General features: G+C 60.7%; 11 protein-coding genes. 4 read left to right on the forward strand and 7 right to left on the reverse strand.

Going from position 1 to position 15785, the window contains the following annotated elements:
• Window positions 1-16: 16 nt before the first annotated feature.
• The 5 genes from urtA to ACVWZ0_RS04150 all read right to left on the reverse strand — a co-directional run bounded on the left by urtA (window position 17) and on the right by ACVWZ0_RS04150 (window position 10322).
• The gene (urtA, locus tag ACVWZ0_RS04130) at window positions 17-1285 is read right to left on the reverse strand and encodes an urea ABC transporter substrate-binding protein (RefSeq protein WP_253455411.1); all 1269 of its coding nucleotides are present in this window, start codon (window positions 1283-1285) and stop codon (window positions 17-19) included.
• A gap of 10 nt (window positions 1286-1295) precedes the next feature.
• Window positions 1296-1994, reverse strand: coding sequence for a GntR family transcriptional regulator (locus ACVWZ0_RS04135; protein ID WP_253455409.1), 699 nt, complete (start codon window positions 1992-1994; stop codon window positions 1296-1298).
• An 11-nt stretch (window positions 1995-2005) separates the two neighbouring features.
• Window positions 2006-5620, reverse strand: coding sequence for an urea carboxylase (uca, locus tag ACVWZ0_RS04140; protein WP_253455407.1), 3615 nt, complete (start codon window positions 5618-5620; stop codon window positions 2006-2008).
• A complete protein-coding gene (gene atzF, locus ACVWZ0_RS04145; protein ID WP_253455405.1) occupies window positions 5613-7409 on the reverse strand; it encodes an allophanate hydrolase in 1797 nt (598 codons plus the stop codon). The genes uca and atzF overlap by 8 nt, the downstream gene beginning before the upstream one ends.
• A 216-nt stretch (window positions 7410-7625) precedes the next feature.
• Entirely contained in the window at window positions 7626-10322 is a 2697-nt protein-coding gene (locus tag ACVWZ0_RS04150) for a P-type ATPase (RefSeq protein ID WP_253455403.1), read from the reverse strand.
• A 340-nt stretch (window positions 10323-10662) separates the two neighbouring features.
• On the opposite strand from ACVWZ0_RS04150, the gene sltY reads away from it, so the two are divergent.
• Both sltY and trpR read left to right on the forward strand, forming a co-directional pair.
• Window positions 10663-12585 carry a murein transglycosylase gene (gene sltY, locus ACVWZ0_RS04155; RefSeq protein ID WP_253461123.1) on the forward strand — a complete coding sequence of 641 codons (1923 nt, stop codon included), beginning with the start codon at window positions 10663-10665 and terminating at the stop codon, window positions 12583-12585.
• A 53-nt stretch (window positions 12586-12638) separates the two neighbouring features.
• Window positions 12639-12968, forward strand: a complete 330-nt coding sequence (gene trpR / locus ACVWZ0_RS04160; protein WP_125290501.1) for a trp operon repressor — start codon at window positions 12639-12641, stop codon at window positions 12966-12968.
• On the opposite strand, the gene yjjX is transcribed toward trpR, so the two are convergent.
• Window positions 12954-13496 carry an inosine/xanthosine triphosphatase gene (gene yjjX / locus ACVWZ0_RS04165; RefSeq protein WP_253455401.1) on the reverse strand — a complete coding sequence of 181 codons (543 nt, stop codon included), beginning with the start codon at window positions 13494-13496 and terminating at the stop codon, window positions 12954-12956. The two genes, trpR and yjjX, sit on opposite strands and share 15 nt — an antisense overlap.
• 51 nt (window positions 13497-13547) lie before the next feature.
• Between yjjX and gpmB the strand changes: the two genes are divergently transcribed.
• Complete coding sequence (gpmB, locus tag ACVWZ0_RS04170; protein ID WP_253455399.1) at window positions 13548-14195, forward strand: 2,3-diphosphoglycerate-dependent phosphoglycerate mutase GpmB; 648 nt, start codon at window positions 13548-13550, stop codon at window positions 14193-14195.
• 28 nt (window positions 14196-14223) lie between these two features.
• On the opposite strand, the gene robA is transcribed toward gpmB, so the two are convergent.
• Window positions 14224-15105 carry an MDR efflux pump AcrAB transcriptional activator RobA gene (robA, locus tag ACVWZ0_RS04175; RefSeq protein WP_253455397.1) on the reverse strand — a complete coding sequence of 294 codons (882 nt, stop codon included), beginning with the start codon at window positions 15103-15105 and terminating at the stop codon, window positions 14224-14226.
• Window positions 15106-15279: 174 nt separating this feature from the next.
• Between robA and creA the strand changes: the two genes are divergently transcribed.
• Window positions 15280-15753: a protein CreA gene (creA, locus tag ACVWZ0_RS04180; protein WP_253455395.1), complete on the forward strand. Its 474-nt coding sequence runs from the start codon at window positions 15280-15282 to the stop codon at window positions 15751-15753.
• Window positions 15754-15785 lie beyond the last annotated feature (32 nt).

Below are 15785 nucleotides of genomic sequence, written 5' to 3' on the forward strand. Positions count from 1 at the left end.
CATCCCGGCCACGAGGTTACTGCGCTGTTTTTACCGGCCGATCGGACTTTTTATCGTTGCCGGGAAGATAAGGGCTCCACGGCTGCGCGCGCACCGGCTTGTCGGTCTGCCACACCACGTTGAACTGGCCGTTCTCTTCAATCTCGCCAATCATCACCGGCTTGTGCAGATGGTGGTTGGTGGCATCCATGGTCAGCGTAAAGCCGTCCGGCGCGTTAAAGGTTTGATTCGCCATCGCTTCCCGCACCTTGTCCACATCGGTGGTTCCCGCTTTCTCGACCGCCTGCGCCCACATATGAATACCTACGTAGGTGGCCTCCATCGGATCGTTGGTGACGGCGGTCGCGGCGTTCGGCAGATTGTGCGCTTTGGCGTAAGCGCGATAGTCCGCGACAAACTTTTTATTGACCGGATTGTCCACCGACTGGAAGTAGTTCCAGGCGGCCAGGTTGCCGACCAGCGGTTTGGTATCAATGCCGCGCAGCTCCTCTTCGCCAACCGAGAACGCCACTACCGGCACGTCGGTGGCTTTAATGCCCTGATTCGCCAGCTCTTTATAGAAAGGCACGTTAGAGTCGCCGTTGATGGTGGAGATCACCGCCGTTTTTCCGCCCGCAGAGAACTTTTTAATGTTGGCGACGATGGTCTGGTAATCGCTGTAGCCAAACGGCGTATAGACCTCCTCTATATCGCTGTCCTTCACGCCCTTGACGTGCAGGAAAGCGCGCAGGATTTTATTGGTGGTGCGGGGATAGACATAGTCGGTGCCGAGCAGGAAAAAGCGTTTCGTGCCGCCGCCGTCTTCGCTCATCAGATACTCCACCGCCGGGATCGCCTGCTGGTTCGGCGCCGCGCCGGTGTAGAAGACGTTCGGCGACATCTCTTCGCCCTCGTACTGCACCGGATAAAACAGCAGGCCGTTCAGCTCTTCAAATACCGGCAGCACCGACTTGCGGGAAACGGAGGTCCAGCAGCCGAAGACCACGGCGGCTTTGTCCTGCGACAGCAGCTGGCGTGCTTTTTCGGCAAACAGCGGCCAGTTGGACGCCGGATCGACCACCACCGGCTGGAGCTTTTTACCCAGCACGCCGCCTTTGGCATTGATCTCGTCAATGGTCATCAGCGCCACGTCCTTCAGCGGCGTTTCGGAAATCGCCATGGTGCCGGACAGCGACGAGAGGATGCCGACTTTGATCGTCTCCGCCGCCTGCGCGCTCCATGCCGCGCCCATCGCGATGACCGAAGCCGAAAGCACAAAAGCCTTTAATAACGAACGTCTTTTCATCCGGTGAACCTCAAGAGTTAAGTGGATCGGGTAAAGTTCTGGCCTGCTGCAACCGATGCAGCGTTATTTTTCTGACCTCGGCCTTGCTGACGGCAATATGCGCCGTCAGGATGCGCCGGGCCGCTTCGCTTTGCTGCTGAAGTACCGCCAGCAAAATCTGGGCGTGTTCCTGATAAGTCGCGGCAATCCTGTCCTCACGGGTAAAATCGAGGCGGCGGATAATGCGGATTTTCTCGGTCAGCTCGGCATGGATAGCGGCCATTTCGCCGTTGCCCGCCGCCGCCACTATCGCCATATGAAACGCTTCGTCATGCAGCGACACCGCTTTACCGTCGGCCAGCTGCGGCGCCTCCAGCCAGAAGCGCCGCAGCGCGGCCAGCCGCTCGCCGGTCTGCGCCAGCGGCATCGCGCACAGGCGCTTAACGGCTTCGCACTCCAGCACGATGCGCAGATCGTACAGCTCCTCAAAACGGGTGAAGTCGAACTCGCATACCTGCCAGCCGCTGCGGAATTCGACCTCGACATAGCCTTCGCGCGCCAGCCGAAACAGCGCCTGGCGCACCGGCGTGCGGCTCACCGCCATCCGTCCGGCGATCTCGTTTTCGCTGAAGCGATCGCCGGGCATCAGGCGGAAATCGAAAATATCGTTTTTCAGCGTCTGATAGATTTTGTCCGCCAGCGGCAGGGGACGAGGCTTTGGTGTCTGCATCGCGCCGCGCCTTATTCCAGCCACAGCAGCGCGTCACCCGGCCTGACCGGCCGACCCGGCTGGCAGCCGATACGCCTGACGCGGCCCGCCTGCGGCGCGTTGACGGTCAGCTCCATCTTCATCGCCTCCACCACGATCAGCGGCTGGCCGACCACCACTTCGTCGCCCGGCTGCACCAGCACTTTCCAGATATTGCCGTTGAGATCGGCACTGACCAGCAGGCCATCCTCCTCTTCCTGCGGCAGCAGCGTCTCCTCGCTGGTCAGCGGCGCGCCTTCCTCTTCCTGCGCCCACAGCGCGACCTCGGTTTCGAAGGCGCTGGCCTGGCGCTGGCGGAAATCGGCGATATCGGCGGCGTTTTCCTGTAAAAAGCGCGTATGTTCGGCAAAATCAAAGAAGGTTTCTTCGATGGCGATGCGGCCCCGGCCTTCGCGGAAGTCTTCCCGCAGCCTGTCCAGCTCCGTCTCGCTGACCGGATAGAAACGCACCTGGTCGAAGAAGCGCAGCAGCCAGGGTTCATTCGCCGCAAACTGGTCGTTTTTCAGGAATTTGTTCCAGATCGGCAGCGTACGGCCCACCAGCTGATAGCCGCCGGGGGAATCCATGCCGTAGATGCACATATACATGCCGCCGATGCCGACGGTGCCTTCGGCGGTAAAAGTGCGGGCCGGGTTATATTTGGAGCTGAGCAGGCGATGACGCGGATCCACCGGCACGGCGCAGGGCGCGCCCAGATAGACATCGCCCAGCCCCAGGATCAGGTAGCTGGCGTCGAACAGCGTCTGGCGCACCGCCTCGCGCGTCGGTAGCCCGTTGATGCGTTGAATAAAATCAACGTTGTTCGGCAGCCACGGCGCGCTGGCGCGCACCGTTTCTTTGTAGCGCTCGACGGCGCCCAGCGTGGCGCTGTCCTCAAAGGCCATCGGCAGATGCACGATGCGGGAAGGCACCCGCAGCTGGCTGACGTCGCCCAGCTCCTTTTCCACGCGCAGCAGCAGCGCCAGCAGCTGTTTCTGGCTGAGGATGCGGCTGTCGTAGCGGATTTGCAGCGAGCGCACGCCCGGCGACAGCTCCTCCATGCCCGGCTGGCCGGTTTCGCGCAGGGCAATCATCAGCAGATGAACGCGCAGCCGTAGAGCCAGATCCAGCACGTTGTCGCCATACTCCAGCAGGATATAGTTATCGCCCGCCTGCCGATAAACGGCGGCTGGCGTGCTGGCTGTGGCTTCAAGCGCGGCCAGGATAGTGCCCGAACCGTGCGCGGTTTCCGCCAGCGACGGCACGGCAAAGGCGGGCGTGGTTATGTTATGCAGCGTGTTAATCCGCGCTTCCTGCGCTTTCTCCAGCGCCAGCGCCTCGTCAAAACCAATCGGATGAAAACGGATGCGGTCGCCCGGCTTGACCTGGCCGACTTTCCACAACTCCGCTTTGGCGATGGTCACAGGACAGACGAAGCCGCCGAGGCTTGGCCCGTCGCGCGTCAGGATCACCGGAAAGTCGCCGGTAAAATTCACCGCGCCGATAGCGTATTCGCAGTCGTGTACGTTAGAGGGATGCAGGCCCGCTTCGCCGCCGTTGGGGCGCGCCCAGTCCGGTTTTGGCCCGGCCAGCCGCACGCCAAGCCGGTTGGAGTTGTAGTGAACCTGCCACGACTGCGCGAAAAATTCATCGATAGAGCGCTGGGTAAAAAAGTCCGGCGCGCCGTGCGGGCCATAGAGCACGCCGATGCGCCATTCGTCGCCGTAGGTGGGGATCAGCGCGGCGTCAACGGCCTGCGGCTCGCCGACCGGCGCTGGCGTGGTACAGGCGGCAAGCTGCGGCTGCGAAACGGGCAGCATATCAGCCACGCGCAGCGTGCGTCCGGCATGGCCGCCAAACTGGCCAAGGGCAAAGGTCGAACGGCTGCCGAGATAGTCCGGCACGTCAAAACCGTTGCGTACCGACAGGTAGGTGCGGCAGCCCGTCTGCGCGCGGCCCAGCGTCAGCGTCTGTCCGGCTTTGACCGTCACCGGCTGCCAGTAGCCAACCGGCGCGTCGTCCAGCGTCGCCGGGCAATCCGCGCCGGTTAAGGCGATCACGGCGTCGGTGTGGAAGCGCAGCGTCGGGCCTTGCAGGGTAAACTCCAGGCCCGCCGCTTCTTCTGCGTTGCCAACGATGCGGTTCGCCAGCCGAAAAGCGAAGTCGTCCATCGGGCCGGACGGCGGCACGCCGATGTCCCAGTAGCCGGGACGGCCAGGGTAATCCTGAATGCTGCTCCAGGTGCCGGGTTGGATCACTTCAATGACGTGGGCCACAGGCGTAAAGCTGTCCAGCTGGCGCGTCCACACCTGGCCGCTGCGGAACTCGTCGGTGGCGATAACCTGACGCAGATAGTCGAGATTGGTGGCGATGCCGTGCAGCCGCGTTTCATTCAGCGCCTCGCGCATTTTTGCCAGCGCCGCCTCGCGGTTTTCCGCGTGAACGATCAGCTTGGCAATCATCGGATCGTAAAAGGCGGAAACTTCTGAACCCGTCGTCACGCCGCTGTCCACGCGCACCCCTTCCGGAAAGCAGACGTCCGTCAGCACGCCCGGACTGGGCTGAAAGTTTTTCACCGGATCTTCGGCATAGAGCCGCACTTCAATCGCCGCGCCCTGCGGCGCCTGCGCCATACGCGCCCAGTCCGGCTCCACGCCCGCCGCCACCTGCAACATGCACTCGACCAGATCCAGCCCGGTTACGCATTCAGTGACCGGATGTTCGACCTGTAAACGGGTATTCACTTCCAGAAAGAAGAATTCGTCGCGCTGCGCGTCGTAGATATATTCCACCGTGCCCGCGCTGCGATAGTTGACGCGCTCGCCCAGCCGGACAGCTGATTCCAACAGGGCGCGACGCGTTGCTTCCGGCAGATTGGGCGCGGGCGTCTCTTCCACCACTTTCTGATTACGGCGCTGTAGCGAGCAGTCGCGTTCGCCCAGGGCGACGACTTTGCCTTTGCCGTCGCCAAAAATCTGTACTTCCACGTGGCGCGCACGATCGATGCAGCGTTCCAGAAAGACGCCCGCATCGCTGAAGAACTGCTCGCCCAGGCGGCGGACGCTTTCCCAGGCGTCGCGTAGCGCCTGTGCGTCGCCGCAGCGGGTTAAGCCGATGCCGCCGCCGCCCGCAGTACTTTTCAGCATCACCGGATAGCCGATGGCGTCCGCGGCGGTTAAGGCTTCCGCCAGCGAGTTCAGCAGCGGCGTGCCCGGCGTCATCGGCACGCCAGCCTCGGCGGCCAGCTCGCGGGCGCGGTGCTTGAGGCCGAATTCGCCGATTTGCTGCGCCGTGGGGCCGACGAAAACGATGTTCGCAGCTTCACAGGCCGCCGCAAACGGCAGGCTTTCGGAAAGAAAACCGTAGCCGGGCCAGATCGCCTGGGCGCCGCTCTGCTGCGCCGCTGCCAGGATCCTGTCGATACGCAGATAGCTGTCGGCGGCTTTTTCGCCGCCCAGCGCGATGGCGATATCCGCCTCTTTGACATGCTGCGCGTTTTTATCCGCGTCGGAATAGACCGCCACGCCGGTAATGCCCAGCTTTTTCAGCGTGCGCAGGGCGCGGCAGGCGATTTCGCCCCGGTTGGCGACAAGAACGGTATTAAACATGGGAAGCCTCCTTGCGCGCCAGCCAGTTGCGCCAGCCGCCAAACTCGGTGATGTCCCGGGCGTCGGCCAGCGCCGCCGGTTCGCAAATAAAGCCTTTTACCTGACGACCATCCTCCAGCGTCAGCGTGCCGATGCCGAGCGGCGCAGGGATTTCCGCTACGAATTCGCCAAAGCGCGCCAACGGAATGTCCCACAGCTCGACGGTAATGGCTTTGCCGCCGGTCGCTTTCGCCAGCCCCGGCTTGGGCGGCTGGGTGTTGGCCAACGCATAAAGGCGATAGGCGTCGGCGGTGCGGGTTTCTTCCACCAGCACCGCATTGCGGCGGGTTAACTGATGATTCAACGGCATTCCAGTCAGGTGCGCGCCAACGACCGCGACACGAACGTGGTGTGGCGAAGCGGGCAAAGCGGACGGCGCGGCGCAGGCTTTTCCGGTCGCGCCCAGGTCGAGCGCCAGGCTCTGCTGCCAGCGCTGTCCAAAGGTCGCCAGCGCGCGATCGTGCCACGCGGGCGCAATCAGCGTGATCCCGGCGGGCAGCCCGTCCTCACGGAATGGCCCTGGCAGGGCGAGCGCCGAGAGATCGGCCAGGTTAGTAAAGTTGGTATAGGTGCCAAACTGCGAGTTATAGCGCACCGGCTCCTGCCGCATCTCTTCCAGCGTGTGGATGGTCGGCGACGTTGGCACCACCAGCGCGTCAAACTGGGCAAGCGTCTGCTGGATCTGACGGCTCAGCTCCGCGCGCAGGTATTCCGCCTGATAAGCGTCAACCGCGCTGTAGTGCTGGCCGCTGGCGATAATGCCGTACACGGTCGCATCCATCTGTTCCGGATGGTGCAGTATCTCGCCGACGGCCGCGGTACGTTCGGCTACCCAGGGCCCCGAGTAAAGCTGTTCGGCCAGCTGGTGAAACGGCGCAAAATCGACAGGATGCAGCGTGGCGCCGCACGCCTGCAGCGCGGCCAGCGCTTTTTCCCAGGCGGCTTCGGCCTGTGCATCGTCAAAAAAGGTGGGATGAGAAGGAACAGCCAGGCGCGGCGCGGCAGGCAGGGCGGCGGGCGCCAGCGCCGGATTGTCGCGTGAATAGGCGTCGCTGGCGTCATAGCCGCCCGCACAGGTCGCGACCTGGAAAGCATCTTCCACCGTCAGCGCAAACACGGAAAGCGTATCGTTCAGGCGGCAGGCTGGCAGCACGCCGGTGGCCGACAGCCAGCCTTTGGTCGGCTTCAGGCCGACGATATTGTTAAAGCCGGCCGGGACGCGCCCTGAGCCAGCGGTATCGGTGCCCAGCGCAAAGCAGACCAGGCCACGAGCCGTCACGGAAGCCGAACCGGAACTGGAGCCGCCGCTGACGTAATCCGCATTAAAGCTGTTTTTCACCGCGCCATAGGGCGACCGCGTGCCTACCAGGCCGGTAGCGAACTGATCGAGATTGGTTTTGCCGATGACCACGGCGCCCGCCGCCTTCAGCCTGGCGACCGCAACGGCATCGGTTGCGGCTTCGTGAGCGAAAGCAGGGCAGGCGGCGGTGGTCGGCCAGCCCGCCACGTCGATATTGTCTTTCACCGCAAAGGGCACGCCGAACAGCGGCAGCGACTGCGGATCCTTCTGCCAGGCCGCCAGCAGCGGTTCCGTCTGCGCCCGCAGCTGAGAAGGGGTGGCAAGATAAAGCCAGGCGTTATCTTCCAGGCTCAGCTCCGCCAGCAAAGAGGAAAGGGTAGCGAACAGCTCCTGCGGCTGCTGCTGATGGTAACGCCGCCAGTCATTCAGGGTAAAACCGGTGAAAGCCATAGGTTGAATTCCATCTGGTATACAAGATGGAATAAACAGAGCAAAAGCCGTGCCATACGGATAACTTGCTGATTATTAACTATTTAAATAAATAATCAGGCGAGGGTGCACGTTATTTGGGCAGCGAATGAACAAAAAAGGGGCGATAAGGAAGCCGGCCGTGCGGGAACGTACAGCACCAGGGGCCGCAGCGAGCGGCGCCCAGGCCGTGCGCTATTATTCTGCCGGATGCCACTGTTTGATGGCGGACTGCTGTCGGCGCCGCGTCAGCATTTTTTCCAGCTCGAATACGGCAAACAGCAGCGCGCCGACGGCCAGCGTAAGCAGCCGGATTTCCTGCGGCAGCGGCACGGTGGCAAACAGGCTTTGCATCACCGGCAGGCCGAACAGAGCCAGCTGCAACAGCGCGAGCAGAGCGCTCGCCAGCCAGAAACCATAATCTTTCAGCAGGCCGGTATTGAGCGAAGATCGCGCCGGTTCGCGGCAGTTCAGCAGCCAGACCCATTGCGCCACGATCAGCGTTTGCAGCAGCACGGCGTGAATAAATTTTGGTTCGTAGCCGCGTGATTGCAGCCACAGCTCGGTTACGAAAGCGCTCAGCATAATGGTTACGCCTGTAAAGCCGAGGTGCCAGAACCGGCAGCCTTGCGCCGAATGGCTCGCTTTCCGCGGCCGGGAACAGACAGGCGTGGACGCTGTTTTTCCGCTGATAAGGCTAACGGCAAGCGTGACCGACGCCGCGACATTTATCCATAAAACCTGAAGAGGCGCGATCGGAATAAATTTTCCTGCCAGCAGGGCGGCGATAAACAGCAGCGTCTGCGCCAGGCAGATTGGCAGCATAAAGCGTCCCGCTTTTTTCAGGCCGTCACGAAGGCGCTGGCCTTCCTGTACGGCGCTGATAAGCGCGGCGAAATGATTATCGGGCAGCACGAGATCGGCGATCGCTTTTGTCGCGCTGCCGTTTGCAGCCTGTGTCGCTATTCCGACATCGGCCTGTTTGAGCGCGGGGATATCCTGAGCGCCGTTGCCGGTGATGCCGACCACTTCGCCCTGGCTTTGCAGCGCGGCGACCAGCCGTTGCCTGTGCGCGGGCGTCATGCCCACAAAGATGTCATAGCGATCCACCACCCGGGCCAGCTCAATATCGCTCATTCGCTCCAGCTGGCGGCCGGTCAACTCGCTATGGCTGCCGCCAATGCCTGTCATTCGACCAATGGCCAGCGCCGTTGCCACAGGGTCGTCGGCCAGCATTTTTACCCGGATCCCGGCACGCTGGCAGTCGACAATCGCTCTGGCTGCTTCAGGACGCGGCGGATCTATCATGGCCGCTATGCCGCAGAAAATCAGGCCGTTTTGCAAATCGTCGTGGCAAAGCGCGGCCTGGTTTTTATCGGCCGGACGGCAGGCGCTGGCAATAAGGTGCAGGCCTTCTGCAGCGTGGTGCGCTATTTGCTGCTGCCACCAGGCAACATCCAGCGCTTCCAGACCCTGTCCGGTCTGCTGGAAGTCGCATATCCGCAGCAGCGCTTCCGGCTCGCCGAGCGCCAGAATATAGCTTTCGCCGTCAACCAGATAGCGCGTTGCCTGATACTTTCTGAGCTCATCAAACGGCAGCTTATCCAGCAGCAGCGCCGCCCGTTCAGGCAGGTGCGCTTTGGCAGCCGCCACCTTAAGCGCGGCCTGCGTCGGCTCGCCGGTGATGCGCCAGTTTTTTCCCTCATCTTTTAGCAGCGTGCTGTCGCTGCACAGATCCATATTTCTTAGCAGGTCGCGGAGCCGGGCGTGTACGGCTGGCGCTATGATGCTACAGTCTTTGTCCTGTAAAAAGCGGCCTGTCGGCTGGTAGCCGTTGCCCTCTACGCGGATCGTTTCTTCGTGCAGGATCAGCGCCCTGACCGTCATTTCGTTCATCGTCAGCGAGTGGGTTTTATCGCAGCAGACGACGCTCAGCGCGCCCAGTGTTTCCGCCGTGGAGAGATGGCGGACGGCAATATTCATTTTCCTCAGGCGCCATATGCTCAACGCCAGCGCCAGCACGATAATCATCGGCAGCCCTGCCGGCACGGCGGCAACCGCCAGACCGGCCAGCGTCTGCATCAGTCCCTGCATCGGCAGGCTGTGCCGCAGCAGCGCATAGAAGAACAGAAAAGCGATCAGCGTGACCATCAGCAGCCAGAAGCCGTTGCCGAGCCTGTCGAACGATCTTAGCTGCGGCGTCCGGCGCGGTCTGACAGAGCACAGGGCCGCCTCGATGCGACCCAGCTGCGTTTTTGCTCCGGTGGCTACCGCAATACCGGTGGCGCAGCCTGAAACCAGCGTGGAGCCGCAAAAAAGCATATTGCTGCGGACTTCCGCAGGCCGTTCGCCTTCGGTCGCGGCCGTTTGTTTGGCAACGACGGTTGCTTCTCCCGTTAACATGTTTTCATCCACCCGCAGATTTTGCGCCTCGATCAGGCGAAGATCGGCAGGGACTTTATCGCCCGCGCCCAGCATAATGATGTCGCCCGGCACCAGGCTGCGGGTATCCACCTGCAGAATATTACCCTCGCGCCTGACGCTTGCGCGATCGGGAAAGCCGTCTGCAAGATCTGGCGAGCTTTGCGTGGCGTTTTGCTGTAGCCAGTTAGCCAGCAGGTTAAGCAGAATAACGACAAGGATGACGCCGGTATCCAGCCAATGTTCGGTAACGGCGGTTAACACCGAAGCCAACAGCAGAACGCAGATTGGCGCGGTCAGCAGGCGCATCAGCGGGCACCGACGCCTGCGCGGCGGCAGCGTATTGGGGCCGAGGCCGACCAGACGTTTCTGCGCCTCTTCTGCGGAAAGCCCCGATTCATGACTCTGCATTCTTTTTATTACGCCAGCCGCATCATAACGATACCAGGCAGGCGGCGATTTTAATTTTTGCATCACAGGTAATCCTTGCGGGGAGTGGATAACAGAACCCGCTACCAACGTCATAACATCAGTGAGTCAGATGGCTGTTCTCCGCCAGTCAGGCTAAAGGCGGGTAGCGTTGAGGCGAGCAAGGAAGGCTATGCTGAAGGAAAGCAGGGCAAGGATTGTTGATCGCAATTAACCTTTAGCCAGCCAAAATAGCCTGACGAAGCCCTGTTGACCCGGCGTTTAAAGAAGTCAGGTTAAGTAAATTTGCCGATGCGGCATAGCGGGAGTCGCCAGGCCTGGTTAGCATGTTAAGAGCTTTAATGGTAAGCACAGGACAAAGAGAGGCGTTAACGTGGGAAAAGTCATGGCGGACAAGTGGCGGTTTTGGGCGGCAGGCGTTTGCCTGGCGATAGTAACAGGCACGGCGCACGCGGATTCGCTGGATGCGCAGCGCACGCGCTACCTGCAAATCAAGCAGGCCTGGGACAATAAACAGATGGATCAGGTTGCGCAGCTGATGCCCACGCTGCGCGATTACCCGCTTTATCCCTATCTTGAATATCGCGAGCTGGCGCAAAGCCTCGATCAGCAGAGCAGCTTCGTTATCAACGATTTTATTAAAAAAAACCCGACGCTGCCGCCGGTTCGCGCGCTTTCCTCAAGCTTTATCAACGAGCTGGCGCGACGCGAAGACTGGCGCGGCCTGCTGGTGTTCAGCCCGACCGAACCTAAACCTGTTGCCGCACGCTGCAACTGGTACTACGCCAAATGGGCCACTGGCGAGCAGCAGGTGGCCTGGAAAGGCGCTAAAACGATCTGGCTACGCGGCACCTCGCTGCCGCCGGGCTGCGACAGGCTGTTCAGCGCCTGGCAGGCGGCAGGTGAACAGACGCCGATTACCACGCTGGAGCGTATTCGTCTGGCTATGGTGGCCGGCAACAGTAACCTGGTGAATTTCCTGGCGGATCAGCTTCCTGAGGATTATCAGACCATCGCCAGCGCGGTGAAAGATTTGCAAAACAATCCGCAAAACGTGGAGGCCTTCGCCCGTATCGCCGGCCCGACCGATTTTACCCGCCAGGCCACCGCCATCGCTTTCGCGCGCGTGGCGCGTGAAGATGCCGAAAACGCCCGCGCGATGATCCCGACGCTGGTGCGGGTGCAAAAGATGAGCGAGCAGGAAGAGCAGAGCCTGAAAGAGGCGGTCGCGTGGCGATTAATGGGCAGCGACGTGACGACGGAACAGGCGCGCTGGCGCGATGACGTGGTGATGCGCAGCGATTCCGATGCGCTAATCGAGCGCCGCGTCAGGATGTCGCTGGGCAACAACGATCGTCGCGGGCTGAACACCTGGATCGCCCGACTGCCGGTAGAAACCAAGCAGAAAGATGAATGGCAGTACTGGCAGGCCGATCTGCTGCTGGAGCAGGGCCGCAAAGAGGAAGCCGATAAAATTCTGCGCGGCCTGATGCAGGAGCGCGGCTTCTATCCGATGGTCGCCGCCCAGCGTCTTGGCGTTGCCTATCCCCTACAGATTGACGAGGCGCCGTCGGTAGAGCGCAGCCTGACTCAGGGGCCGGAAATCGCCCGCGTGCGTGAACTGATGTACTGGAATATGGATAACCTGGCGCGAACCGAATGGAGCTACCTGGTCGGCAGCAAAAGCCGCAGCCAGCAGCAGCAGCTGGCGCGCTACGCCTACGAGCAGAACTGGTGGGTGCTCAGCGTGCAGGCGACCATTTCCGGCAAACTGTGGAACAGCCTGAAGGAGCGCTTCCCGCTGGCCTATCAGGAACAGTTTAAGCGCTATACGGAAGGCAAAGCGATCCCTGTCAGCTACGCGATGGCGATTGCCCGCCAGGAGAGCGCCTGGAATCCGAAAGCCCGCTCGCCGGTTGGCGCATCCGGGCTGATGCAGGTCATGCCCGCGACCGCGCAGCATACGGTGAAGGTCTATAGCCTGCCGGGCTACAGCAACAGCAGCCAGCTGCTGGATGCGGAAACCAATATCCAGATCGGCACCCAGTATCTGGAATCGGTCTATCAACAGTTCGGCCAGAACCGCATTTTTTCTTCGGCGGCCTATAACGCCGGGCCGTCACGGGTCAGAACGTGGCTGGGGAACAGCGCTGGCCGCCTGGACGCGGTCGCTTTTATCGAAACCATTCCTTTTTCGGAAACGCGTAACTATGTAAAAAACGTGCTGGCTTACGATGCCTACTATCGTCACTTTATGCGGCAGTCGGACAATATTCTCTCTGACGGCGAGTGGCAGCGACGCTATTGATCCCGCCCGGCCTGTGCTAGACTGCTGTACTAGTTAAAGAGTATGGGCCACCTATGACTGAACCTTCCATTCCCGTAACGATGGAACCGCACAACGAAGAGTGGCAGCGCTTTGTTGTGCTGCTCCAGCACGCTTTTGACAACGGATTGCACCTACCGCTACTTCAGCTGATGATGACGCCGGACGAACGCGAGGCGCTGGGCACGCGCCTGCGTATTATCGAAGAGCTGATGCGCGGCGAGATGAGCCAGCGCGAGCTGAAAAACGATCTGGGCGTCGGCATCGCTACTATCACCCGTGGCTCGAACAGCCTGAAAAGCGCGCCGCCTGCCCTGAAAACCTGGCTGGAGGCGCAGCTGCTGAACGGTTCAGATAAGATCTGATCCGTCGGCGCTTTGCTGGTATACCGCGTTATGGAAAGGGCAGAGCGCCAGGATCAGCGCCTGATGATAGACGCTGGTGCGGCTGAGCTGCCCGGCGGTAAAGGCGCCGATCGCGCCGCCCTTATGCTTGATGTTTTCAATGCCGGTCAGGCTCGCCATCACTTCGCCCAGTTCGCGTCCGGCCGCAATGCCTTTCAGCACCACCGGCGGCAGCGTAAAGCTGGCGGAGCGTGACTCGCCGCGCTGCTGACGGTTTTCAATCACCATCCAGGCAAACGCGCTTTCGCCTTCAATACCGGCTTCAATCGCCACCCAAAAATCCGCCTGCGGACGCAGCTGACGGGCATTTTGCACGCGCTGGCGTGCGCCAGTTCTCGTTTCTGCATCGGTAAGGGGCTGCAGGGCCACGCCGCTGTCGACCTCGACGCCCTCCATATGGCAGGATCCCTCACCGAAAATATCGCTGAAAGCCTGAGAAATTGCCTTAATTTTTGCCGGATTAATGGTTGCAGCGACAACATGGTACATAATTGTTTGAACCCCTTACGCAAATTTGCCGCAGTATAACGGAAAACAGCAATGTTACAGGTCTATCTTGTTCGCCACGGAGAAACGCTTTGGAATGCAGCGAGACGCATTCAGGGACAGTCGGACAGCGCGCTGACGGCTAAAGGAGAGCAGCAGGCGCAGCAGGTGGGTGAACGGATGAAACATCTGGGCATTACTCACGTCATCGCCAGCGACCTGGGCCGCACCAAACGCACGGCTGAAATCATCGCGGACGCCTGCGGCTGTGAAGTGACGCTGGAGCCGCGTCTGCGCGAGCTGAATATGGGCGTGCTGGAAAAGCGCCCGCTGGATTCGCTGACGCCGGAAGAAGAGAGCTGGCGCGCCACGCTGATCAACGGCACCGAAAACGGTCGTATCCCGAACGGCGAGTCGATGACGGAGCTGGCCGCGCGAATGCACGAGGCGCTGAACGCCTGTCTGAACCTGCCCGCCGGCAGCCGTCCGCTGCTGGTCAGCCACGGTATGGCGCTGGGCGTGCTGGTGAGTACGCTGCTGGGGCTGCCTGCGTGGGCCGAGCGTCGGCTACGGCTGCGCAACTGCTCCATTTCCCGCGTCGATTACCAAAAGAGCGCCTGGCTGGCGTCCGGTTGGGTAGTGGAAACGGCGGGAGACGTGTCGCATCTGGATGCGCCCGCGCTGGACGAGCTGCAACGCTAACGAAGACGCGAAGCCGGGCTGAACCGGCTTACTCCTCAGCCTGGCGGCGGATCGGGATCAGATATTCGCAGCGGATATCTTGTGGCGGTTCCGGCTGCCTTTTGCCGCCGTGCGTGTGGAAACGCTCAATATCCTGCCCGTGGCGGCGCGTCAGCTGTAGCGTCGGCATACAGGTACCGTAAAGCAGCAGGATAAACTCCTGCAGGCTGGTTCTCGGCCCTTCGTAGGTAAACTGCACGTACTCGCCGCCTTCCAGCAGCACCGTTTGCGTTGCCGGGACGGGATGGAAAAGCTTATCGGACGGCACGGCGGTGGTGTAGAGAATTTCCTGCTCGTCATCTTTTTCCACGCTGGGCCGCGACTGGTGCAGGCCGTACAGCACGGGCGGGATGGTGTCCGTTTCCGTCAGGAACTGCCGCCAGAAATGCAGGCGCATCTCATCGCGATAGCTGGAAATCTGCTCCAGCGTGCAGGTATAGCTTTGCGTTTGTCCCACCAGCACCGTTTCCGGCAGGGTGACGTAAGTGGCTTCGGGCAGCTGAAAGTCATCCAGCCGGATCGGCGGACGCAGGCCGAAGGAGTGCCAGTCGGAGGCGCGACGATACCAGGCCGGCGTCTGGTTAAACTGTTTTTTAAACGCGCGCGTAAAGGTCTGCTGCGAGTCGAAGCGATACTGCAGGGCAATATCCAGAATAGGGCGGCTGGTCAGGCGCAGCGCGACCGCGGCTTTTGACAGCCGACGTGCACGAATATAGGCGCCGATAGCATGACCGGTAACTTCTTTAAACATCCTTTGCAAATGCCATTTTGAATAGCCTGCTCTGGCTGCGACGTGATCCAGAGACAGCGGCTGGTCAAGGTGGCCTTCAAGCCAGACTAGCAAGTCGCGAATGATACCGGCTTGATCCATAAAACGTCCTCATCCTGGTTAATATTGGTGCAGCAGCAGTTCTGGGATTGCTGAGAGTGAACTTTCGTTTTGTTAGTCCGGTATGCTATACCGGGGCACGCCAGGTCCGCCAGCGTAAAAGCGCTAAGCGAGGTAACTTACAATGTCATCTATTTTCTATGCAATGGTAACGTTATGACAATGAAAAAAATGTTAATGGTCACGGCAATAATGCTCACCCCTCTTGCGGTGCGCGCCGAAGTGGTCGGCTCGGTCGATACCACCTTTAAAGTGTTTGGGCCCGATCATAAGATTATGGTCGAAGCCTTTGACGATCCCGATGTACAAAACGTGACCTGCTACCTCAGCCGGGCAAAAACCGGCGGGATCAAAGGCGGGTTAGGTCTGGCGGAAGATACGTCGGATGCCGCTATTTCCTGCCAGCAGGTTGGGCCGATAACGCTCAGCGACAAGATTGCCCAAGGGAAAGCAGAAGGTGAAGTGGTGTTTCGTAAGCGCACCTCGCTGGTGTTCAAAAAGCTACAGGTAGTCCGCTTTTACGACCGCAAACGTAACGCGCTTATTTACCTTAGCTATTCCGACAAGGTGGTGGAAGGCTCGCCTAAAAATGCGTTAAGCGCCGTTCCCATCATGCCCTGGAGCCGCTAAGGCAAGCGAGAGGGGGCCGCGAAAAACGACCC

Source organism: Erwinia sp. TECH1 (assembly GCF_054057575.1).

Coding starts and splice junctions, on each gene's coding strand:
- urtA (WP_253455411.1), bottom strand. CDS start 1,285: ATGAAAAGACGTTCGTTATTAAAGGCTTTTGTGCTTTCGGCTTCGGTC.
- ACVWZ0_RS04135 (WP_253455409.1), bottom strand. CDS start 1,994: ATGCAGACACCAAAGCCTCGTCCCCTGCCGCTGGCGGACAAAATCTAT.
- uca (WP_253455407.1), bottom strand. CDS start 5,620: ATGTTTAATACCGTTCTTGTCGCCAACCGGGGCGAAATCGCCTGCCGC.
- atzF (WP_253455405.1), bottom strand. CDS start 7,409: ATGGCTTTCACCGGTTTTACCCTGAATGACTGGCGGCGTTACCATCAG.
- ACVWZ0_RS04150 (WP_253455403.1), bottom strand. CDS start 10,322: ATGCAAAAATTAAAATCGCCGCCTGCCTGGTATCGTTATGATGCGGCT.
- sltY (WP_253461123.1), top strand. CDS start 10,663: ATGGCGGACAAGTGGCGGTTTTGGGCGGCAGGCGTTTGCCTGGCGATA.
- trpR (WP_125290501.1), top strand. CDS start 12,639: ATGACTGAACCTTCCATTCCCGTAACGATGGAACCGCACAACGAAGAG.
- yjjX (WP_253455401.1), bottom strand. CDS start 13,496: ATGTACCATGTTGTCGCTGCAACCATTAATCCGGCAAAAATTAAGGCA.
- gpmB (WP_253455399.1), top strand. CDS start 13,548: ATGTTACAGGTCTATCTTGTTCGCCACGGAGAAACGCTTTGGAATGCA.
- robA (WP_253455397.1), bottom strand. CDS start 15,105: ATGGATCAAGCCGGTATCATTCGCGACTTGCTAGTCTGGCTTGAAGGC.
- creA (WP_253455395.1), top strand. CDS start 15,280: ATGACAATGAAAAAAATGTTAATGGTCACGGCAATAATGCTCACCCCT.